Origin of the sequence: Thermomonas flagellata (genome assembly GCF_022419185.1) — a bacterium.
GTDB classification, from domain to species: domain Bacteria; phylum Pseudomonadota; class Gammaproteobacteria; order Xanthomonadales; family Xanthomonadaceae; genus Thermomonas; species Thermomonas flagellata.
This window is the reverse complement of the sequence record NZ_JAJOZK010000007.1, coordinates 96,064-117,227: the sequence shown is the minus strand read 5'-3', so window position 1 is coordinate 117,227 and position 21,164 is coordinate 96,064. Positions and strand designations below refer to the sequence as shown.

Below are 21,164 nucleotides of genomic sequence, written 5' to 3'. Positions count from 1 at the left end.
GCATCACACCATCGCGCCGGCGCCGAATCAACCGGCGGCGGGAATTGTCCGGGCGCGGCGGCTCTGGCAACGTAGCGGCCACGATGGCGGCGCATGCGCGCGGGAGGGTGCGATGCACTATCTGGTGACCGGCGGGACCGGGTTCCTGGGGCAGTTCCTGATCGAGCGCCTGCTGGCGCGCAAGGGCAGCACGGTGCACGTGCTGGTGCGCAAGGCCTCGCTGAAGAAGTTCGCGGCGCTGGCGAAGAAGCGCGGCTGGGACCCGCGCCGGGTGCTGGCGGTCGAGGGCGACATCGCGCAGCCGGGCTGCGGGCTGGCGCCGGCGACGCTGCGCGCGCTGGCGGCGAAGAAGATCGCCCATGTGTTCCACCTCGCCGCGGTGTACGACCTCACCGCCAGCGCCGAGGAGCAGCGCGCGGCGAACGTGGATGGCACCCGGCACGCGCTGGACCTGGCGGTCGCGCTCAAGGCCGGCTGCTTCCACCACACCAGCTCGATCGCCGCGGCCGGGCTGTATCCGGGCGTGTTCCGCGAGGACATGTTCGAGGAGGCCGAGGGGCTGGACGATCCCTACCTGCGCACCAAGCACGAGGCCGAGGGGCTGGTGCGCGCGGAGACGCGCATCAAGTGGCGGATCTACCGCCCGGGCATGGTGGTCGGGCACTCGCAGACCGGCGAGATCGACAAGATCGACGGGCCCTACTACTTCTTCACCCTGATCAAGAAGCTGCGGCAGATGCTGCCGCCGTGGATGCCGATGCTCGGGATCGAGGGCGGGCGCATCAACCTGGTGCCGGTGGACTACGTGGCGGCGGCGATGGACCACATCGCGCACAAGCCGCGGCTGGACGGCCACTGCTTCCACCTGGTCGACCCGGAGCCGCTGCGGGTGGGCGAGGTGCTCAACGTGTTCGCGCGCGCCGGCCACGCGCCGGAGATGAGCATGCGCATCGACGCGCGCATGTTCGCGTTCGTGCCCGGCAGCGTGCGCACGGCGATCGGCAACCTGCCGCCGGTGCGGCGCTTCGTCGGCATGCTGCTGCGCGACTTCCGCATCCCGCGCCAGACCCTGAAGTTCCTGACCTATCCGACCCGGTTCGACAACCGCGAGACCGAGCGCGCGCTGAAGGGCAGCGGGATCGCGGTGCCGCGCCTGGAGGACTACGCCTGGCGGCTGTGGGACTACTGGGAGCGCCACCTCGACCCGGACCTGTTCGTGGACCGCAGCCTGCGCGGGCGCGTGCGCGGCAAGGTGGTGGTGGTGACCGGCGGCTCGTCCGGGATCGGCCTGTCCACCGCGCAGAAGGTGGCGGCGGCCGGCGCCACCACGGTGATCGTGGCGCGCGGCGAGGAGGAGCTGTTCAAGGCGCGCGACGCGATGGTCGCGGCCGGCAGTAAGGTGTTCGCCTACACCGCCGACCTCAGCGACATGGCCGACTGCGACCGCCTGGTGCAGACCGTGCTCAAGGAGCACGGGCACGTGGACATCCTGATCAACAACGCCGGCCGCTCGATCCGGCGCTCGATCGAGCTGAGCTTCGACCGCTTCCACGACTTCGAGCGCACCATGCAGCTGAACTACTTCGGCAGCCTGCGCCTGATCATGGGCTTTTTGCCCGGGATGATCCAGCGCCGCCGCGGCCACATCATCAACATCAGCTCGATCGGGGTGTTGGCCAATTCGCCGCGGTTCTCCGCCTACGTCGCGAGCAAGGCCGCGCTGGATGCGTTCAGCCGCTGCGCGCAGGGCGAGCTGTCGGGCAAGGGCATCAGCTTCACCACCATCAACATGCCGCTGGTGAAGACGCCGATGATCGCACCCACCAAGATGTACGACAGCGTGCCGACCCTGACCCCGGACGAGGCGGCGGACCTGGTGGTGAAGGGCATCATCGAGCGCCCGAGCCGGATCGCGACGCGCCTGGGCATCTTCGCCGCGCTGGTCAACGCGCTGGCGCCGAAGGCCTACGAGGTGGTGATGAACACCGCGTTCGAGCTGTTCCCGGACTCGGCCGCGGCGCGCGGCGACAAAGCGGCGCTGAAGGGCGAGGCGGCGCCGAGCAGCGAGCAGATCGCGTTCGCGGCGCTGATGCGCGGGGTGCACTGGTAGGGCGCGGGGGCGTGCACTGGGCGTTCCCGCGCGTGGTCGACAGGCCCGCCGCGAACGGGGATGCGGGCCGGGAACGAACGGAAACCCGGATGCGCCGTCAGCAGGGCTGCGGGCGTGCTACCCAGGGAGACCGGGAGGAGCGCCAGCGCGCGCAAGTGCCGCCCGCGCAGTGGGCGGCATCAGAACGTGCGGCACTGCCGGAAGCGCACCGGGCGGTGGCTGTCCGGCGGCGGCTGCAGCTGCACGCGCGAGGGGGCCAGCTCCTCGTAGCGCACCAGCAGCGGGCACAGCTGCGGCAGCGGGTCGGCGTCCTCGCTGGCGAGGTAGACCAGCAGGGTGGATTGGGTCGACCACAGCGCGCGCGCGACGCCCGGCAAAGTCGAGATGGCGTCCGCGGCTTCCTTGCGCCGGCGTTCGAGCTCCACCGGATCCGACGGCGCGGGGGAACTGGCCGGCCCGGTGGCCGCGGGCGCCGCGGGGCGCGGCGCGGAGGCGATGCTGGCAGGCGCGCCGGTCGGCACCGTGTCCGCCGCCGGTTCGCCGGGCGCGGCCAGCCAGCCGGCGACCGCGGCCAGCGCGAGTGCGACCAGCCACGGCGCGGCCTGGTGGAGCGGCGGTGTCGCCCGCTTCGGCAGCGGCAGTGCGGAGGCATCCACCAGCGGGCGCAGCTGCGGCCACAGGGCCTCGCCGTCGATCAGTTCGATCCCCTGCCGCTCGCCCAGGCGGCGCGCCTCGTCGTCGAAGCGGCCGGGGCTGACCACGATGACGTGGGTGGCGCCGCGCAGCTCGGCGGCCTTGGCCAGGCCCATCAGCGGCTGGCTGCCGACCACCGCGCCGGTGCCGTATTTGCAGGCCAGCAGAGTGCGCTGGCCCTCGCGCTCGAGCAGGATGTCGCCGCCGTCGGCGGGTACGTCGTCGGCCTGGCCGTCGCTGCGCAGCACCCGGTAGTGGCGGGTGCGCATCAGCGCCAGCACCAGGCGGGTGAATTCGCGCCAGCGCAGCGAGGCCAGGTACGCCAGCCCGGCTTGGCGGTCGTCGTCCGGCGTGGCCGCGGGCGTGCGCCGGCGCAACCAGACGTGGCCGCCGAAGCCGACCAGCAGGAACACGGCGAGAGCGATCAACAGCGCGGGCATGGACGGGAACGGACCGGCACGGGAATGCGAGGGCGGCGACTATAGCCGTTCACGCGGCCCGCGGGCAGGGTCGGTCATCCGCGGCGTGATCGCCGGCAAGCAATGCCCGCCAGTCCGGGAATCGCAGGGGGAGGGGGCGTGCGACGCGACGGACTGGCGGGACTTGGACCGGATACAGGGATCAGGCCTGCGCGGTGCTGCTGCCGGTCTCGGTGCTGGTGCCAGCGGCACGCTTGCGCGGGGCGGCGGGCTTCGCGGCCGCGGCCTTGGCCGCCGGCGTCTTCGCGCTGGCGCGCTTGCGCGGGGCTGCCGCCGACTTGGCCGAATTGGCCGGCTTGGCCGCGCTGCCGCCTTGGCGCAGCTGGGCGGTCAGGCGTTCGACCCGCTCGCTGAGCGCCGCCAGGTCCTCGCGGCTGGGCACGCCCAGGCGCACCAGCGCGCGCTGCACGCGCTCCTCGAACACCTTCTCGAGCTTGTCCCAGGTGTCGGCGGCGCGCTCGCGGGCCTGGCCGACGGTGCCCTCGACCGCGTCGCGCACGACATCGGCGCGCGTGCTGGCGAAGCGGCGGGCGCTCTGCTCCAGCGACAGGCCGTCGCGCACCAGGCTCTCGAACAGGCGGCTGCCCTCGGCCTGGGCGCGGGTGAAGGCACCCATGCCGGCCAGCCAGATCTGCTGCGCGGATTCGGTGATCGAGCGCCCGAGCAGGCGATCGGCGGACGCGCCGCTGGCCTTGCGGGTCTTGCCGGTGGGCTTGGACGCCTTGCCGGCGGCGGACTTGCGGGCGGACTTCTTCAGCGTGGCCATGGGCCCTCCGGGGGCGATGGGAGCGTGCCTCGCAGGATGGGCGCGTGGGCTAGAGCATTCACACCATGCGCGCGGGCCGGGCCAGGCGGTGCTCGAGGTCGTCCAGCGCCCGCGCCAGGCGCGCGGTGGTCTCGGTGCGGCGTGGCGCGGCCGGCAGGTGGGCCACGATCGAGCGCGGACGGTCGGCGATCACGTCCGCGCGCAGGCGGATGCCATGCCGGGCCAGCACCGGGGCCAGCGCATCGCGGCGCCGGCGCAGATCGGCCAGGGTGTTGCGGTAGCCGAGCTGGAGGATGCGCCGGCGCGCGGAGAAGCTGAAGAAGTTGGTGTAGAACAGCTCGCGGTCGTCGGGATTGGGTTCCAGCACCAGCTGGTCGATCCCGGGGTACTGCTGGGCGTAGCGCGCCAGCCCGACCTGCATGCGCGACTGCAGCATGGTGCGCATGGTCTGCGACAGCACGCCGGGCAGCCCGCCGTCGGCGATCCGGCGGTCGCTGAAGCGGTGCCCGCGCGCGCTGGCCTCGGCATCGTCGCCGGGGTTGAACGGCACCAGCGGGTTGATCCCGATCAGCAGGTCGACCCCACGCTCGAGCAGCAGCGAGGCGTGCATGGTGCGGCGCAGGGCGCCGTCCACGATGTGGCGGCCGCGCAGTTCCACCGGCGGGTACAGCCCGGGCAGGGCGGCGCTGGCCTGCACCGCCTGCGAGATCGGTATGTCGTCCCAGCCCGGCCCGCCGAACTGCACGGTCTGGCCGCTGTCGAGGTCGACCCCGACCACGTACAGCGGGCGGTCGAGGGTGCGGAAATCGTTGCTGCGGCCGTGGCGGGTGAACACCCGGCGCAGGTAGGCCTCGATCGGGCGGTTGTCGAACAGGCCGGTCGGCACGAGCGCGCCGAGGCGGGTCACCAGGTCCGACCAGCGCGAGTCGCCGCGGCCCTGCCAGAGGTCGGCGAGCAGGCGCGCCCCGGTGTCCGGCAGCCGCCGCAGGCGGCGCGCGTATTCGCCGAGGGCCGGGCGCAGGAAGGTGTCCGGGCGCAGCCGCAGCTCGGCGCCGGGGTCGTCGAGCAGCATCCGGCACAGTTCGGCGGTGCCGATCCGGTTGGCCAGGCCGGCGGCGAAGAACGCGCCGGAGCTGACCCCGACGTAGCCGTCCAGGCGGGTCAGGTCGAGGCCGTCGCAGGCCTCGTCCAGCGCGCGCAGCGCGCCCAGTTCGTACATCGCCCCGACCGGGCCGCCGCCGGCGATGGCCAGGCCGATGCGGGTGGGAGCAGTGGGTGGACGGGGGCTGGCGTGGAGCGCGAGCATGCGGAAGCCGGGACGGGACCGGGCGCAGTGTAGCCGAGCCGCGCGGCGGGCTTGTCGAGGCGCAGGCCGCCCCCATCTGGGCGGCGATGGCGACCGTCGCTTCCGATCCCGGCGCGCGGGTCGCGCGCTGCCTGGCCTGGCACCGCGCGCTGCACGACCCCGTGCGCGAGCCGCGCAACCGCGCGCCTTGGCTCAAGCCGCTGCAGGCCTGGCAGGCGGCGCGCCTGCAGCGCAGCTTCGCCGGGTTCCTGCGCGATCCGCGCCAGCGCCCGGCGGCCGAGTTCTTCCTCAGCGACCTCTACGGCCCGCACGATTTCAGCCGGCGTGATGCGGATCTGGCGCGGGTCGCGCCGATGATGCAGCGGCTGCTGCCGCGCCCGCTGCTGGCGACCCTGGCCGATGCGATCGCGCTCGGCGCGCTGACCCATGCCTTCGACCTGCGCATGGCGCAGGCCCTGGGCGCGCAGCGTCCGCCGCTGGCGGCGATCGACGTCGCCGCGTATGCCGAGGCCTACCGCCGGGTCGGATTGCCGCGCCTGCGCGCGCGCCAGATTGCGTTGATCGATGCGGTCGGCCACGGCCTGGCCGCCGCCCTGCGCCTGCCCGGGGTCGCGACCCTGCTGCGGCTGTCGCGCGGGCCGGCGCGCGCGGCCGGGGTCGAGGCCCTGCAGGGCTTTCTGGAGCGTGGGCAGGCGGCGTTCGCCGCGCTCGGCGACGCCCGTCCGTTCCTCGCCCGCATCCGCCGTGACGAGACCGCGGTGATGCAGCGGCTGTTCGCCGGCGACCCGGCGCCGTTCGGGCCGGACTGGCACGCGCTGGATTGAGGCGCGCGGTCAGCGGCTGCCGAACAGCAGCAGGGCGGCGAGCAGCGCCGCCAGCAGCGCGGCGCTCACCAGCAGCCATGGCACCCGGCGCCAGCCGGCGGGCGCCGGCGGCGGAGCGTCCAGATCGGCATGCGCGGCGGCAGGGCGCGCCGGCAGCGGATGGTGCGGTGGCGGACCTTCCAGCACGAAGCGCTGGCCATCGGCGAACGCCAGCTGGTCGCCGGCTTGCAGCGGCATACTCTGCACCGGCAGGCCGTTGCGCCAGACCCGGCCGGTCTCGACGTGGAGCCAGACCCGATCGCCGTGCAGGGCGAGGCGCGCGCGCACCGGCGCAGCGTCCCTGGCCAGCGGCGCATCGGCGTCCGGATCGCTCGCGAGCCGGCGCGGGCGCTCCAGCGACAATGCCAGGCCGTGGTGGCGCCCGCCGATGCCGCGCAGCACGTGCCGCAGTCCGCTGGCCGGATCTGCGGGCGGCGCGGCGGGGGCCGGCGGCGGGACTAGCGGGGCGTCCTCTTCCCCCGCGCGCACCAGCAACAGCGCGCTGCCGTCCACGTGCAGCAGATCGCCCGCGCGCAGGAACGCCAGCCGGCACACCGGGCGGCCGTTGACGTGCACGCCGGGCGCAGCGTCGGGCAGGGCCAGCCAGATCCCGCGGCGATCGACGCTCAGCTGCAGGCGCCAGGCGTCCTCCGGATCGACCCGGTCGAGGCCGTGCGGCCGCACGCCGAGCCGGTGCACGCCGGCAGGCAGGGCCAGGTCGGGGCGTTCGCCGTCCGTGAAGCGCAGGCGCAGTTCGTCCATCCGCTCGAATCTAGCATGCGCCGGTGCCGGTCGATTGGCCGCACCGCGGGCGCGCGGCACAATGGCGCCCCGCCCACGGAGCCTCCCATGTCCAGGATCGACATCCGCCACCCGCATGCCCTCGGCCGCGCGCAGGCGCGCAAGGCGGTCGAGCAGATCGCGCGCACCCTGGCCGAGCGCTTCGACATCCAGTACGACTGGCAGGGCGACGTGCTCGAGTTCCGGCGTGCCGGGGTCGACGGCCGGATCGCGCTGGAGGACGCGGCGCTGCACGTGCAGGCCAAGCTCGGGTTCCTCACCGCGATGTTCAAGGAGCCGATCGAGCAGGAGATCCGGCGCGTGCTCAGGGAGAAGTTCTGACCGCGCGCGCCTGCCGCGCCCGCTGCCACAGCGCGCGCGCCGCGCGCCAGCCGAGCAGCAGCGCGACCAGCGCGGCGTACAGCAGCGGCTCGCGCACGTCGGCCTTGACCAGCCACCAGAAGTGCAGCACCGCCAGCACCGCGACCGCGTACACCAGCCGGTGCAGCTGGCCCCAGTGCCGCCCGAGCCGGCGCATCCAGCCGCGGGTCGAGGTCACCGCCAGCGGCACCAGCAGCAGCCAGGCCAGGAAGCCGACCGTGATGTAGGGGCGCTTGGCGATCTCCTCGAACACCTGCGTCCAGTAGCGGCGCAGGTCCAGCCCGAGGTAGGCGGCGAAGTGCAGGCTGGCATAGGCGAAGGCGTACAGGCCGAGCATGCGCCGGAAGCGCAGCAGCACGCTCCAGCCGGTCAGCTGGCGCAGCGGGGTGACCGCCAAGGTCAGCAGCAGCAGGCGCAGCGCCCACAGCCCGAGGCGGTGCTCGATCTCGGCCACCGGGTCGGCGCCGAGGGCGTCGCTCGCCTGGGTAGCGACCTGCCACATCTGCCAGCCCAGCCACCCCAGCGGCGCGAGCAGGGCCAGGTGCAGCCCGGCCTTGGCCGCGACCAGGCCGCGCCCGGCCGCAGGCGGCGGGCGGGTCAGTACCACCGGCGCAGGTCCATCCCGGCGTACAGCGCCGCGACCTGGTCGGCATAGCCGTTGAACGGCCGGGTCGGGATGCGCTCGGCGAACAGGTTGCCGCCGTTGCCGGCGATCCGGCGCTCGGTCTTCTGGCTCCAGCGCGGGTGGTCCACCGCCGGGTTGACGTTGGCGAAGAAGCCGTACTCGGACGGCTGCGCGCGGTTCCAGCTGGTGCGCGGCATGCGCTCGACGAAGTCGATCGCCACGATCGACTTGATGCCCTTGAAGCCGTACTTCCACGGCACCACCAGCCGCAGCGGCGCGCCGTTCTGCTGCGGCAGCGGCTTGCCGTACATGCCGGTGGCGAGCAGGGTCAGCGGATGCATCGCCTCGTCGATGCGCAGGCCCTCGCGGTACGGCCAGTCCAGCACCGGCACCCGCACGCCCGGCATCTGCACCGGATCGGCGAGGCTGGTGAAGGCCACGTACTTGGCCTGGGCGGTCGGCTCGAACCGGCGCAGCACCTCGCCCAGCGGCACCCCGCGCCAGGGGATCACCATCGACCAACCCTCGACGCAGCGCATGCGGTAGATGCGCTCCTGCACCGCCAGTCCCTGCAGCAGGGTTTCCAGCGGCACCAGCCCCGGCCGCGCGCAGTGGCCGCCGACCGCGACCGACCACGGCGCAGTGCGCAGGGTGCGCGGCGCGCGCGCAGGGTCCGCCTTGCCGGTGCCGAATTCGTAGAAATTGTTGTAGGACGTGGCGTCCGCCTCGCGGGTGGGCGGCTCGTCGGTGGCGAAGCCGGCGCGCACCCGCGCCGGGTCGATCCGCGCCTGCGGCATCGCCGGTTCGGCGCGCCCGCACGCGGACAGGGCCAGCGCCGGCAGGCTGGCGAGGCCCGCCAGCAGGCGGCGCCGGTCGCGGTACACCGGCTCGGGGGTGATCGCATCGACGGGCTCGGGGGGCAGGCGCATGGCAAGGCTCCGAAGGCGGCCTGGCGCAGGGTGACGCCAGCGGCATGAACCGCTCAGGAAGACTACGCCGCGGCGGGCTGTGCGGTTGCAGGGGCGGGGCTTGGCATCGGTTGCGCGGGCAACCGCCGTCCCAAGCCTGCTGCGCTGCGGCATACTGCAGGCCGCATTCAGCGGAGGAGCCGTGATGGCGCGCGCCTACAATTTCAGCCCGGGACCGGCCATGCTGCCCGAGCCGGTGCTGCGCCAGGCGCAGGCGGAACTGCTGGAATACCGCGACGCCGGCGCCTCGATCGTGGAGCTGAGCCACCGCGGGCCGGAGTTCCTCGAGGTCGCGCAGCGCACCGAGGCCGACCTGCGCCGCCTGCTGGCCATCCCCGACGACTACGCGGTGCTGTTCACCGCCGGCGGCGCGACCACCGTGCAGGCGCTGCTGCCGCTCAACTTCGCCGCGCCCGGCCAGGCGGCCGACTATGTGCTCACCGGGCATTGGGGCAAGACCGCCTACCTGCAGGCGCAGCCGGCCTGCGCCGCGCGCATCGCCGCCAGCAGCGAGGCGGACGGCTTCACCCGGCTACCGCCGCGCGCCGAGTGGGCGCTGGCGGCGGATGCGGCCTACGTGCACATCACCGCCAACGAGACCATCCACGGCGTCGAGTTCCCGGAGGTGCCGGAGGTGGGCACGGTGCCGCTGGTCGCCGACTTCAGCTCCTCGATCGCCTCCGCGCCGCTGGACGTGCGCCGGTTCGGGCTGATCTACGCCGGGGCGCAGAAGAACCTGGGGCCGGTGGGGATCGCGGTGGTGATCGTGCGCCGCGACCTGCTCGAGCGCGCCGGCCAGCCGCGCGCGCCGATCCTCGACTACCGCGTCCAGCTGGCCGCCGAGTCCATGCTCAACACCCCGCCGAGCTGGAACTGGTACATGCTCGGCCTGACCGTGCGCTGGATGCTCGACGAGGGCGGCGTCGAAGCGTTCGCCGCGCGCAACGCGCGCAAGGCGGCGCGCCTGTATGCGGCGATCGACGGCTCCGGCGGGTTCTACCGCAACCCGGTGGCGCCGGAGGCGCGATCGCGCATGAACGTGCCGTTCTTCCTGCACGATCCGCGCTTGGATGCCCCGTTCCTGGAGGGCGCGCGTGCGGCCGGCCTGATCGGGCTGAAGGGCCATCGCGTGCTCGGCGGGATGCGCGCCTCCATCTACAACGCGATGCCCGAGGCCGGGGTGGAGGCCCTGGTCGACTACCTGCAGGAGTTCCAGCGCCGCCATGGCTGAGCGCCGCCCCCCCCGCAAGCCCGCGCGCCCGCGCGCCGCGCGCACGCAGGCCGAGGCGGAGACCGCCGCCGCGCCCGACCTGGCCCAGGTGCGCGCGCGCATCGACGGCATCGACCAGCAGATCCAGGCCCTGATCGCCGAGCGCGCGCAGTGGGCGCGCCAGGTCGGCAAGGCCAAGGGCAAGCTGGCGGCGGCGGTCGACTACTACCGCCCGGAGCGCGAGGCGCAGGTGCTGCGCAAGGTGGTGGACCGCAACCAGGGGCCACTCTCGGACGAGGTCCTGGTGCGCCTGTTCCGCGAGATCATGTCGGCCTGCCTGGCGCAGCAGGAGCCGCTCAAGATCGGCTACCTCGGGCCGGAGGGCACTTTCAGCCAGCAGGCGGCGCGCAAGCACTTCGGACATTCCGCGCACGGGCTGCCGATGGCCAGCATCGAGGAGGTGTTCCAGGAGGTCGCGGCCGGCAATGCCGACTTCGGGGTGGTGCCAGTGGAAAACTCCGGCCAGGGCACCATCCAGGTCACGCTCGACCTGTTCCTGACCTCGCCGCTGCGGATCTGCGGCGAGGTCGAACTGCGCGTGCACCAGCACCTGCTCTCGCGCAGCGGCCGGATCGAGGACATCGAGCGCATCTACGCGCACCCGCAGGCGTTCGCGCAGACCGCCGGCTGGCTGCGCACGCATCTGCCACATGCGGAGAAAATCCCGGTCTCCAGCAATGCCGAGGGCGCGCGCCGCGCGCGCAACGCCGACGACGCCGCTGCCATCGCCGGCGAGTCGGCCGGGCTGATGTACGGGCTGAAGCGGGTCGCCGGCCCGATCGAGGACCGCAGCGACAACACCACTCGCTTCCTGGTGATCGGGCGCGAATCGTTCCCGCCCTCCGGGCACGACCGCACCTCGCTGCTGGTGTTCATCCGCGACCGCCCCGGCGCGCTGTACGGCGTGCTGGAGCCGCTGGCGCGGCGCGGGATCAGCATGAACCGGATCGAGTCGCGGCCGGCGCACGGCCACCTGTGGCAGTACGCGTTCTTCATCGACGTGGCCGGCCACTGCCAGGAGGCGCCGCTGAAGGACGCGCTGGACGAGATCGCCGCGCGCGGCGACGAGGTGCGCGTGCTCGGCTCCTACCCGGTGGCGATCCTGTGAGCGCGCCGGACTTCGAGGCCCTGGCCCAGCCCGGCATCCGCCGCCTGCGCGCCTACGACCCCGGCCACGACCTGGTCGCCCTGCGCCGGCGCTTCGCCGAGGCGCAGCTGGTCGAACTGGGCTCGAACGAGAACCCGTCCGGGCCGAGTCCGCGCGCGCTGGCGGCGGCCGCCGCCGCGTTGCCGCGCATGCACCTCTACCCCGATCCGCTCGGCGGCGACCTCAAGCGCGCGCTGGCCACGCACCACCGGATCGACCCGGCGCGGCTGCTGCTCGGCAACGGCTCGCACGAGCTGCTGATGCAGCTGGCGCAGGTGTTCGCCGGGCCGGGCGACGAAGTGGTCGCATCCAAGTACGGCTTCGCGGTCTACGCGCTGGCGGCGCAGGCGGTCGGCGCCGAGCTGCGGCTGGCCGAGGCGTTGCCGCGCACGGCGGCGATGCCGCTCGGGCACGACCTTCAGGCCCTGCACGCCGCGGTCGGCCCGCGCACGCGGCTGGTGTACCTGGCCAATCCCAACAACCCGACCGGCACCTGGTTCGGCGCGGAGGCATTCGCGCGCTTCCTCGCGGCGCTGCCGGCGCGGGTGCTGGTGGTGGTGGACGAGGCCTATGCCGAGTATGTGGACGCGCCGGACTGGGCCTCGGCGCTCGGCTGGCTGGAACGGCACCCGAACCTGGTCGTCACCCGCACCTTCAGCAAGGCGTATGCGCTGGCCGGCCTGCGCGTGGGCTATGCCATCGCGCATCCGGGCCTGATCGCGCTGATGGAGCGCGTGCGGGAAAGCTTCAACGTCAATGCGGTCGGGCTGGCCGCGGCGGAGGCGGCGCTCGCCGATGCGCAGCACCTGGCGGCGGCAGTGGCCGCCAATGCCGCCGGGCGCGCGGCGCTGGCCGAGGGGCTGCGCGCGCGCGGCTGGACGGTGTTCCCGTCGCAGACCAACTTCCTGCTGGTGCGCTTCGGCGAACGCGCCGGCGCGCTGGAGGCGGCGCTGCTGGCGCGCGGCATCGTGCTGCGCCCGATGGCCGGCTACGGCCTCGGCGACTGCCTGCGGATCACGGTCGGCAGCGCGCAGGAGAACGCCCGCCTGCTGGCCGCGCTGGACGAGGTGGCGGCATGAGCGCGCGCCGCGACTGGATCGCCGCCCCGGGCGGTGCCCTGCATGGCGCGTTGGCGGTGCCCGGCGACAAGTCGGTGAGCCACCGCGCGGTGATGCTCGGCGCGATCGCCGAAGGCACCACCCGGGTCGACGGCTTCCTCGAGGGCGAGGACACCCGCGCCACCGCCGCGGTGTTCGCGCGCCTGGGCGTGCGCATCGAGGCGCCGCAGGCGGGGGTGCGGATCGTGCACGGGGTCGGGCTGCACGGCCTGCAGCCGGCCGACGCGCCGCTCGACTGCGGCAATGCCGGCACCGCCATGCGCCTGCTGGCCGGGCTGCTGGCGGGGCAGCGTTTCGACAGCGTGCTGGTCGGCGATGCCTCGCTGTCGCGGCGGCCGATGCGGAGGGTGATCGAACCGTTGCAGCAAATGGGCGCGCGGATCGCCGCCGAGGACGGCCACGCCCCGCTGCGCATCCGCGGCAGCCAGGCCCTGCGCGGGATCGATTACCGGCTGCCGGTGGCCAGCGCGCAGGTGAAGTCGGCGCTGCTGCTGGCCGGGCTTTACGCCGACGGCCAGACCCGCGTGCGCGAGCCGCATCCGACCCGCGACTACACCGAGCGCATGCTCGCGGCGTTCGGCGCCGCCTGCGCCTACGTGCCGGGCGAGGCCGCGGTGCAGGGCGGGCATGCGCTCAGCGCGCGCGCGGTCGCGGTGCCGGCGGATTTCTCCTCGGCCGCGTTCTTCCTGGTCGCGGCGAGCCTGGTGCCCGGATCCGACCTCGTGCTGCGCCGGGTCGGGGTGAATCCGCGCCGCACCGGCCTGCTGCAGGTGCTGCGCCTGATGGGCGCGGACATCGCCGAGCATCCGGCCGGCAGCGAGGGCGGCGAGCCGGTGGCCGAGCTGCACGTGCGGCATGCGCCGCTGCGCGGGATCGAGGTGCCCGTCGCCTGCGTGCCGGACATGATCGACGAATTCCCGGTGCTGTTCGCCGCCGCCGCCTGCGCCGAGGGGGTGACCCGGGTGCGCGGCGCGGCCGAGCTGCGGGTCAAGGAGTCCGACCGCATCGCGGCCATGGCCGCGGGGCTGCGCGCGCTCGGGATCCGGGTCGAGGAGACCGCGGACGGCGCCGACATCCACGGCGGGCCGCTGCAGGGCGGGGAGGTCGACAGCCACGGCGACCACCGCATCGCGATGGCCTTCGCGGTGGCGGCGCAGCTGGCGCGCGGACCGGTGCGGATCGCGGACGTGGCCAACGTCGCCACCTCCTTCCCCGGCTTCGAGGCGCTCGCGCGCGCGGCCGGGATGGGCCTGGCCGCGGCGTGAGCGCGCCCGCGTGCGGGCGTCAGTGCGCGGGGGCGGGGGTGCCGGGGGCGGTCGCGGCGGGCGGGATGTCGGCCGCCTGCGGCGTGTTCGGCGCCGGGCGCGGGTCCGGGCCGGTCTCCGGCCAGCGCTGCGGCACCTGCCGGATCTTCGAGGTGTCGTAGCCCAGCGCCTGCGCGCGCTGCACGAGGGCCTGGTAGTCGGCTTCCGGCAGGCGCGGGGTGCGCGCCATGATCCACAGGTAGTCGCGCTTGCTGCGCCCGATCAGGGTCCAGCGGTACTCCGGGTCGAGCGCCACGATCACGTACTCGGCCTGGATCGGCCACACGAACTGCATGCCCCAGACCGCGTTGCCGGTGCCGGGCACCACGGTGGCGACCGGGCGCATGGTGTCCAGGGCCGCGTCGAAGCTGCCGTCGCGGAACTGGAACACGGTCTGGATGCGGCCGTCCGGACGCAGCGCGTAGGACTCCACCGCGTTGTAGGCGTGCCGTTCCGGCAGCGCGGGGATGTGCGCGACCACGTACCAGTCGCCCATGAAGCGCGGCAGGTCCACCTGCGCCACGTGCGGGATGGTGGTTGGGGTGCTGGCGCAGGCGCCGAGCAGGCCGGACAGGACGGTGCCGAGGGTGAGCCGATGCCAGTTCATGCCGGCCTCCGGAAACGGTAGTGGGCGACCATCCACTGGCGCCCGTGGTCGAGCCCGAACAGCTCCGCGCAGGCCATCCAGAACAGCCGCCAGCGCCGGAACCAGAGCGGCGCGCCGGCGCCGTAGGCCTGCCGCAGCGCGGCCATCACCGTCTCGCGGCGGTCGTCCTGGTTGGCCAGCCAGTGGTCGGCGGTGCGCTGGTAGTGGCGGCCGTCCACCAGCCAGCGCTGCTCGATCCGCAGCGCGTCCTGGAACCACAGCAGGGTGTCCGCGGCCGGCATCAGCCCGCCGGTGAAGAAGTGGCGGCTCATCCAGTCGTCGCGGCCGGCGTCCGCGAACGGGTACAGCAGGGTGCGGTGGCAGAAGATGTGCACGAACAGCGCGCCGCCCGGCCGCAGCCAGCGCCCGATCCGCTCCAGCAGCCCGCCGTAGTTGCGCATGTGCTCGAACATCTCGATCGACACGCAGCGGTCGTAGGCCTGTTCCGGAAGCTCCAGCCGGTTCACGTCGCAGGTCAGCACGCGCACGTTGCCGAAGCCGCGCTCGCGGCAGCGCGCCTCGATGAATTCCCGCTGCGGCCGCGAGTTGGACACCGCGGTGATGCGCGCCTGCGGGTAGCGTTCGGCCATCCACAGGGTCAGCGAGCCCCAGCCGCAGCCGAGCTCGAGGATGTCCTGGCCGTCCGCCAGCTGCGCGCGCTCGCCGTACAGCGCCAGCATGGCCTCCTCGGCGGTGGCCAGATCCTCGTCGCCGCGCGGGTAGTAGGCGCAGGAATACTTCAGGCGCGGGCCGAGGCAGGCCTGGAAGAACGCCGGCGGCAGCTCGTAGTGCTGGCGGTTGGCGGCATCGGTGTGGATCGCCAGCGGGCTCTGGCGCAGGTCCGCAAGCATCGCGGCGGCGCGCGCGGCGGCCGCCGCCGGGTCGTCGGCATGTTCGTCGCGCAGGCGCTGGCGGCACAGCCGGCGGATCCCGGCGCGCACCAGCGCATCCGGCACCCAGCCGCGCTCGGCCAGCCCGATCAGGCCCGGTTCCGGACGCTCGTGGCCGGCGTCCAGCGCCGGCAGTTCGCTCACGCGGTTCATCGCTCCTCCTTCGGGAACCAGGGAAACAGCATCGGCGTGCTGCGCTGGTAGCGCGCATAGTCCTCCCCGCGGTGGCGCAGCGCCTGCTGCTCGGTCCACGGAATGCCGCTGATCCAGCGCAGGAACACGTACATCACCAGCGGCCCAGCCCAGGCCAGCCAGCCCAGCGGCGCGCCCACCGCCAGCAGCACGTAGGCAAACCAGTGCAGCCACTCGAAGAAGTAATTCGGGTGGCGCGAATAGCGCCACAGTCCGGCGCGGCAGGTGCGGCCGCGGTTGCCCGGGTCGGCGCGGAAGCGGGCGAGCTGGGCATCGGCCAGCGCCTCCCCGGCGACCGCGACCGCCCATACCGCGATCGCCGCTATGAATGCCGGGTGCCAGTGCGGCTGCGGGTTGCCGGCCACCGCCACGAACGGCAGCGCGAACAGCGGCACCAAGAGTGCCTGCAGCTGGAACAGCGCCAGCCACTTGCCCGGGGACGCGCCCCAGCGCGCGCGCAGGGCGGCGTAGCGGCCGTCCTCGTTCTCGGCGCGGAAGCGGCGCAGGATGTGGGTGCCCAGGCGCAGGCTCCACACGCCGGCCAGCAGGGCCAGCAGGACCCGCGGCAGCACCGCGCCGGCGCCGGTCAGCGCGGCCAGCAGCGCCGCCGCGCCGAGGCTGTACGACCACACCACGTCGACCAGGCCGGCATTGGCATGGCGCTGCTGCCAGGCCCAGGCCACAGCCTGGGCGAGGACCGCCAGCAGCCACGCCAGCAGCAGTTGTTGCCAGGGCGAGAGGGTCGGGATCATGACGGCACTCCGTGGGGATGCGGCGAGGCGACGGCCGGCGCCCCCAGCCGCGCGAACAGGAACATGGCCAGCCCCCAGCCGATGGCCAGCCAGATCAGCGCCGGCCCGGTCTGCACGAACTGCACCGCGTCGAAGCCGCGCGCCGCGCCGAGGTAGGCCAGCGGCCCGCCGAGCGCGCCGAACAGCGCCGCCAGCGCCGGCCGCCGCAGCAGCCAGCCCAGCAGCGGCTGCAGGATCACCGCGAACGCCGCCCACAGGCCGAGGATCCACAGCGGCGCCAGCAGCGCCGGCCGGGCGGCTCCGTAGTGCAGCCAGCCGAGCAGGCGCAGGCCGCCGTCGAGCAGCACCCCGCAGGCCAGCGCCGCCGCGAGCAGGCGCAGGTCGCCGCGCAGGCCGCGGCTGCTGGCCAGCATCGCTGCGGTGAACGCGGCGGCCGCCAGCAGGCCCGGCCACCACAGCCCGCGGCCGGCGCTCCAGGCGGCGACCAGCCACACGGCTTGGTTCCCGAGCAGGGCCAGCCAGGCGCGCATCAGGCCTCCAGCACGCCGGGCAGGTAGGGGCTGCCGCGCCAGCCGGGTCGGGCCAGCAGCAGGTGTGCGACGCCGATCGAACGCTCGCGGAAGCCGCCCTCGCAGTAGGCGAGGTAGAAGTCCCAAAGGCGCAGGAAGCGCGCGTCGAAGCCGAGCGCGCGCACCTGCTCGCGCTGGGCATGGAAGCGCCGGCGCCATTCGGCCAGGGTGCGCGCGTAGCTGGCGCCGAAGTCCTCCAGATGCAGCAGGGCCAGGTCGCTGCTGCGGGTCTTGGCCGCCAGCATCGCCGCGATCGACGGGATGAAGGAGCCGGGGAACACGTGGAGCTTGATGAAGTCCACCTCGCGCACCGCCTGCGCGTAGCGGTGGTCCTCGATGGTGATCGCCTGGATCAGCGCGAGCCCCTCCGGCTTGAGCAGGCGGCCGACGGTGGCGAAATAGGTGTCCAGGTACTGCGCGCCGATCGCCTCGATCATCTCGATCGAGACCAGCTTGTCGTACTGCCCGCCGAGGTCGCGGTAGTCCGACAGCAGCACCTGCACGCGCTCGCCCAGCCCGGCTTCGGCCACCCGCTGGCAGGCCAGCGCGTGCTGCTCGCGCGAGATGGTGGTGGTGGTGACCCGGCAGCCGTAGGTGCGCGCCGCATGCAGCGCGAAGCCGCCCCAGCCGGTGCCGATCTCCACCACATGGTCGTCCGGGCCGAGCCGCAGCTTCTGGCAGATGCGCTCGAGCTTGCGGGTGGAGGCGGCCTCGAGGGTGTCGTCCGGCCCGGTCCACAGCGCCGAGGAATACATCAGGTCCTCGGACAGGAACAGGCGGAAGAAGTCGTTGCCGAGGTCGTAGTGGGCGGCGATGTTGCGGCGCGCGCCGCGGCGGGTGTTGCGGCGCAGGGCGTGGGCGGCGCGCAGCAGCGCGGAGGCCAGCCGCGCCGGGCCGCGCTCCATGCGGTCGAGCAGGTCGCGGTTGCGCACCAGCAGGCGCACCAGGCCGACCAGGTCGTCGCACTGCCAGGCGCCGTCCATATAGGCCTCGGCCGCGCCGACACTGCCGCCGAGCGCGAGCGCGCGGTAGAAGCCCGGATCCTCCACCTGCAGCTGCAGCGCCGGACCGTGGCCGGGCTCGCCCACCCGCACACGCCCGAGCGCGTCCTGCAGTTCGACCTCGCCGCCGCGCAGCGCCGCCAGCTGCTCCAGCAGGCGCCGGCGCAGCAGGCGGTCGAGGCCGCCGAGGCGGGGGCGGGCGAGGGTATCGGCGGGGCTGCTCATGCGCGGGTCTCCGTCGCGGGCGAGGGGGCGGGGTGGTCGTACACCGGCACGCGCTTGGCCCACAGCCGCAGCGCCTGCCAGTAGATGCCGCCGATCACCTGCGCGGTCATCAGCGGGTAGCGCCACAGCACGCGCGCCAGCGCCGCGCCGGTCAGCGCGCGCCGCCGCAGGTGCAGGGTGGCGTCGAAGTCGCGGCCGTCGCTGGCGAGGACGTCCATGTGCACGTGCAGGTCGTCGCCGGGCGGGGTGAAGCGCCAGGCATAGCGGCGCTGCATCGGCAGGAACGGCGAGACATGGAAGGCCTTGTCGAAGTCCCAGCGCAGGGCGCGTCCGTGGCGGGCCGCGGACGCTACCGGCAGCACGTAGGCGTGGCGCTCGTTCCAGGGGGTGTTGGTGATCTCGGCGACGATGCTGTGCAGCTGACCGTCCCCGCCGTGGCAGTAGTAGAAGCTCACCGGGTTGAACACATAGCCGGCATAGCGCGGATGGGTGAGCAGGCGCACCGGGCCGTCCGGGCGCTCGCCGGTGGCGGCCGCGACCCGCGCGCGCACCGCCTCCGCCAGCGGCTGCCGCGGATCGCCGAGGTAGTCGGCGCGGCGGAAGCTGGCCAGGTTGGGGCGTTCCAGCGACCACAGCCAGCGCCCGCGGAACACCGCGTCCAGCTCGTCGAGGTCGAGGTAGAGCTGCGCCATGCGGTAGCCGAACGCGTGCGGGCGCGGCCGGTGGCGGCGATGGCGCACCTGCCCCTCGTACACGGCGCTGGCCAGCGCGGGGTTCATGCCGCGGCCTCCAGCGGCGATGTGTGCGCGGGCAGCGGCATCGGCGCAGCCTGCGGCCAGTCCACGCCGAGCGCCTGCGCGACCTCGACCGCGCTGCGCAGGCCATCCTCGTGGAAGCCGAAGCCCCAGTACGCGCCGGCGAACCAGGTGTGGCGCTGGCCCTGGACCAGGCCCTTGCGCGCCTGCGCGGCGACCGCCGCGTGGGTGAACACCGGATGCCGGTAATGGCGGCGGGCGAGGATGCGCGCCGGATCGATCGCCTCGCTGCGGTTGAGGGTCACCACCAGCGGCACTTCGCCCGGCAGCGACTGCAGCAGGTTCATGCAGTAGCTGACGGTGCAAGCTTCGCCCGGCTGCGCCGGGACATGCGCGTTCCAGGCCGCCCAGGCCTTGCGCCGGCGCGGCAGCAGGCGCGCGTCGGTGTGCAGCACGGTGTCGTTGGACTGGTAGGCGAACGCGCCGAGCACGTCGCGCTCGTCCGGCGTCGCGTCCGCCAGCAGCCGCAGCGCGTCGTCGGCATGGCAGGCCAGCACGACCTGGTCGAAGCGCTCCACGCCGCGGGCATGCCGCAGCTCGACGCCCGCAGGATCGCGCCGGACCGCCAGGACCGGCGTGGCCAGGCGCTCGCGCACGTCCCAGCGCGCGCGCAGGGCCTCGACGTAGCGCGCCGAACCGCCGCGCACCACCCGCCACGGCGGGCGCCCCGTCAGCTGCAGCATGTGGTGGTTGGCCATGAACCGCACCAGGTGGCGCGCCGGGAACTCAAGGATGCGCTCGGCCGGCGAGGACCACAGGGCGCTGGCCATCGGCACCAAGTGCAGGTCGCGGAACATCGCCCCGGTGCCGAGCCGCTCCAGGTACTCGCCGAGGCCGGGCCCCGGGCCGGCCTCGGCGAGCAGCTCGGGCGCGCGCCGGTAGAACCGCACGAGATCCCGCAGCATGCCCCAGAAGCGCGGGCTGAGCAGGTTGCGGCGCTGGCAGAACAGCGCATCCAGCGAGGTCGCGTTGTACTCCAGCCCGGAGCGCGCATCGCTGACCGAAAAGCTCATGGTGGTCGGCTGGCTGGCCACCCCGAGCTCTGCGAACAGCCGGGTCAGCAGCGGATAGTGCACCGGGTTGTGCACGATGAAGCCGGTGTCCACCGCCAGCCGGCGGCCGCCGACCTCGACCTCGTGGGTGTCGGTGTGCCCGCCGAGGCGGTCGTCCGCCTCGAACAGAGTCACCTGGTGCCGGCGCCCGAGCAGCCAGGCCGCGCCGAGCCCGGCGATGCCGCTGCCGACCACGGCGATCCGTTGCGGCGTCCTCATCGCTGCGCCTTCGCCAGCACCCAGGCCGGCACCGGCTTGAGGTCGCGCACCAGCCCGAGCCAGGCCAGCACGCGCAGGCCGTACCAGGTCAGGTCGATCTCCCACCAGCGGAAGCCCTGGCGCGCGCTGCCCGGAAAGAAATGGTGGTTGTTGTGCCAGCCCTCGCCGAAGGTCAGCAGTGCCAGCCACAGGTTGTTGCGGCTGTCGTCGCGGGTCGGGAAGCGGCGCCGGCCGTAGCGGTGCGCCAGCGAGTTGATGGTGACGGTGGCATGGAACAGCACCACGGTGGAGACGAAGAAGCCCCAGACGAGCAGCTGCGGGCCGTCGGTGCCCAGCCCCGGGGCCCAGCGCTCCAGCGCGGCGCCGAGCGCGTACAGCAGCATCGCCAGCAGGGCCGGTACCGCGATGTCGAAGCGGTCCAGCCAGCGCAGCTCCGGGTAGCGCAGCAGGTCCGGGATGCGACGCGGATCGGTGGCGAACGCGGCCGGGGTCAGGAACCACAACATGTGGCTGCGCCAGAAGCCCTTGCGCGGGGTGTGCGGATCCTGTTCGGTGTCGGCGTGCAGGTGGTGGTGGCGATGGTGCGCCGCCCACCACAGCGGGCCGCGCTGCGCGCTGGCGGCGCCGAGCACGGCGAACGCGAATTGCACCGGGCGCGAGGCGCGGAAGGTGCGGTGCGCGAAGTAGCGGTGGTAGAAGCCGGTGATCGCGAACATCCGCACGGCGTACAGTGCGGCGGCGACCGCCAGCGCGGTCGCCGACACCCCGACCCAGAACACCCCGAGGCAGGCCAGGTGCATGGCGAGGAAGGGAGCCGCGCGCAGCCAGTCCACGCGTTGGTCGTCGGTCCCCGCCACGGCCGGAGCACCGGCGTCGAACCAGCGTCGCAATGCAGCCCGCCAGGACGGGATGGGAGCCGGGGGAGAGGCGGGCGACATGCAGACTCCGTGACGGGGACCTTGCTCGATCCTACGCGGCGAGATTGCAGACGGA

The 21,164-nt window shown here is 73.8% G+C and carries 20 protein-coding genes and 1 pseudogene; 7 read left to right on the top strand and 14 right to left on the bottom strand.

The genetic code is table 11. The features are described from left to right. Positions 1–112: 112 nt before the first annotated feature. Positions 113–2,110, top strand: coding sequence for an SDR family oxidoreductase (locus ML340_RS08210; RefSeq protein WP_240098582.1), 1,998 nt, complete (start codon positions 113–115; stop codon positions 2,108–2,110). A gap of 179 nt (positions 2,111–2,289) precedes the next feature. On the opposite strand, the gene ML340_RS08205 is transcribed toward ML340_RS08210, so the two are convergent. The 3 genes from ML340_RS08205 to ML340_RS08195 all read right to left on the bottom strand — a co-directional run bounded on the left by ML340_RS08205 (position 2,290) and on the right by ML340_RS08195 (position 5,354). Next, complete coding sequence (locus tag ML340_RS08205) at positions 2,290–3,243, bottom strand: restriction endonuclease (RefSeq protein WP_240098580.1); 954 nt, start codon at positions 3,241–3,243, stop codon at positions 2,290–2,292. A 181-nt stretch (positions 3,244–3,424) separates the two neighbouring features. Further along, entirely contained in the window at positions 3,425–4,048 is a 624-nt protein-coding gene (locus ML340_RS08200) for a phasin family protein (RefSeq protein WP_240098578.1), read from the bottom strand. Between the two features lie 58 nt (positions 4,049–4,106). Then, positions 4,107–5,354 carry a patatin-like phospholipase family protein gene (locus ML340_RS08195; protein ID WP_240098576.1) on the bottom strand — a complete coding sequence of 416 codons (1,248 nt, stop codon included), beginning with the start codon at positions 5,352–5,354 and terminating at the stop codon, positions 4,107–4,109. Between the two features lie 86 nt (positions 5,355–5,440). Here ML340_RS08195 and ML340_RS08190 point away from each other — a divergent pair, with 86 nt between their 5' ends. Then, positions 5,441–6,178 (top strand): DUF8198 family protein, encoded by a 738-nt coding sequence (locus ML340_RS08190; protein ID WP_240098574.1) that lies wholly within the window; start codon positions 5,441–5,443, stop codon positions 6,176–6,178. Between the two features lie 9 nt (positions 6,179–6,187). Here the strand turns inward: ML340_RS08190 and ML340_RS08185 are convergent, their stop codons facing one another. After that, complete coding sequence (locus ML340_RS08185) at positions 6,188–6,979, bottom strand: FHA domain-containing protein (RefSeq protein WP_240098572.1); 792 nt, start codon at positions 6,977–6,979, stop codon at positions 6,188–6,190. 87 nt (positions 6,980–7,066) lie between these two features. On the opposite strand from ML340_RS08185, the gene ML340_RS08180 reads away from it, so the two are divergent. Further along, positions 7,067–7,339 carry a polyhydroxyalkanoic acid system family protein gene (locus tag ML340_RS08180; protein WP_240098570.1) on the top strand — a complete coding sequence of 91 codons (273 nt, stop codon included), beginning with the start codon at positions 7,067–7,069 and terminating at the stop codon, positions 7,337–7,339. Here ML340_RS08180 and ML340_RS08175 read toward each other — a convergent pair. Together ML340_RS08175 and msrP are read right to left on the bottom strand one after the other, a co-directional pair. After that, positions 7,323–7,946, bottom strand: a complete 624-nt coding sequence (locus ML340_RS08175; protein ID WP_240098670.1) for a protein-methionine-sulfoxide reductase heme-binding subunit MsrQ — start codon at positions 7,944–7,946, stop codon at positions 7,323–7,325. The two genes, ML340_RS08180 and ML340_RS08175, sit on opposite strands and share 17 nt — an antisense overlap. 29 nt (positions 7,947–7,975) lie before the next feature. Then, a complete protein-coding gene (gene msrP / locus ML340_RS08170) occupies positions 7,976–8,932 on the bottom strand; it encodes a protein-methionine-sulfoxide reductase catalytic subunit MsrP (protein WP_240098568.1) in 957 nt (318 codons plus the stop codon). 184 nt (positions 8,933–9,116) lie between these two features. On the opposite strand from msrP, the gene serC reads away from it, so the two are divergent. From serC to aroA, 4 genes are read left to right on the top strand one after another with little or no spacing between them, the layout of a single operon-like run. Next, on the top strand, positions 9,117–10,202 hold the full coding sequence (serC, locus tag ML340_RS08165; RefSeq protein ID WP_240098566.1) for a 3-phosphoserine/phosphohydroxythreonine transaminase: 1,086 nt from the start codon (positions 9,117–9,119) through the stop codon (positions 10,200–10,202). Further along, complete coding sequence (gene pheA, locus ML340_RS08160) at positions 10,195–11,349, top strand: prephenate dehydratase (protein ID WP_240098564.1); 1,155 nt, start codon at positions 10,195–10,197, stop codon at positions 11,347–11,349. Before serC ends, pheA begins: the two co-directional genes overlap by 8 nt. Then, positions 11,346–12,467, top strand: coding sequence for a histidinol-phosphate transaminase (hisC, locus tag ML340_RS08155; RefSeq protein WP_240098563.1), 1,122 nt, complete (start codon positions 11,346–11,348; stop codon positions 12,465–12,467). The genes pheA and hisC overlap by 4 nt, the downstream gene beginning before the upstream one ends. Continuing rightward, positions 12,464–13,771: a 3-phosphoshikimate 1-carboxyvinyltransferase gene (gene aroA, locus ML340_RS08150; RefSeq protein WP_240098561.1), complete on the top strand. Its 1,308-nt coding sequence runs from the start codon at positions 12,464–12,466 to the stop codon at positions 13,769–13,771. The genes hisC and aroA overlap by 4 nt, the downstream gene beginning before the upstream one ends. Before the next feature lie 127 nt (positions 13,772–13,898). Here the strand turns inward: aroA and ML340_RS08145 are convergent. From ML340_RS08145 to ML340_RS08110, 8 genes and pseudogenes are all read right to left on the bottom strand, one after another. Then, positions 13,899–14,417 (bottom strand): annotated as a pseudogene (locus ML340_RS08145) (lipocalin family protein); the annotation flags it as partial. Next, complete coding sequence (locus tag ML340_RS08140; RefSeq protein ID WP_240098557.1) at positions 14,414–15,499, bottom strand: SAM-dependent methyltransferase; 1,086 nt, start codon at positions 15,497–15,499, stop codon at positions 14,414–14,416. The gene ML340_RS08140 and the pseudogene ML340_RS08145, both read right to left, overlap by 4 nt. Further along, positions 15,496–16,290, bottom strand: a complete 795-nt coding sequence (locus ML340_RS08135) for a DUF1295 domain-containing protein (RefSeq protein ID WP_240098556.1) — start codon at positions 16,288–16,290, stop codon at positions 15,496–15,498. The genes ML340_RS08140 and ML340_RS08135 overlap by 4 nt, the downstream gene beginning before the upstream one ends. Further along, entirely contained in the window at positions 16,287–16,820 is a 534-nt protein-coding gene (locus ML340_RS08130) for a DUF2878 family protein (protein WP_240098554.1), read from the bottom strand. The genes ML340_RS08135 and ML340_RS08130 overlap by 4 nt, the downstream gene beginning before the upstream one ends. Next, on the bottom strand, positions 16,820–18,085 hold the full coding sequence (locus ML340_RS08125; protein ID WP_240098552.1) for an SAM-dependent methyltransferase: 1,266 nt from the start codon (positions 18,083–18,085) through the stop codon (positions 16,820–16,822). The genes ML340_RS08130 and ML340_RS08125 overlap by 1 nt, the downstream gene beginning before the upstream one ends. After that, positions 18,082–18,864: a DUF1365 domain-containing protein gene (locus ML340_RS08120; RefSeq protein ID WP_240098550.1), complete on the bottom strand. Its 783-nt coding sequence runs from the start codon at positions 18,862–18,864 to the stop codon at positions 18,082–18,084. Before ML340_RS08120 ends, ML340_RS08125 begins: the two co-directional genes overlap by 4 nt. After that, on the bottom strand, positions 18,861–20,171 hold the full coding sequence (locus ML340_RS08115) for an NAD(P)/FAD-dependent oxidoreductase (protein ID WP_240098548.1): 1,311 nt from the start codon (positions 20,169–20,171) through the stop codon (positions 18,861–18,863). Before ML340_RS08115 ends, ML340_RS08120 begins: the two co-directional genes overlap by 4 nt. Further along, the gene (locus tag ML340_RS08110) at positions 20,168–21,109 is read right to left on the bottom strand and encodes an acyl-CoA desaturase (protein WP_240098546.1); all 942 of its coding nucleotides are present in this window, start codon (positions 21,107–21,109) and stop codon (positions 20,168–20,170) included. The genes ML340_RS08115 and ML340_RS08110 overlap by 4 nt, the downstream gene beginning before the upstream one ends. Between the last annotated feature and the right edge of the window lie 55 nt (positions 21,110–21,164).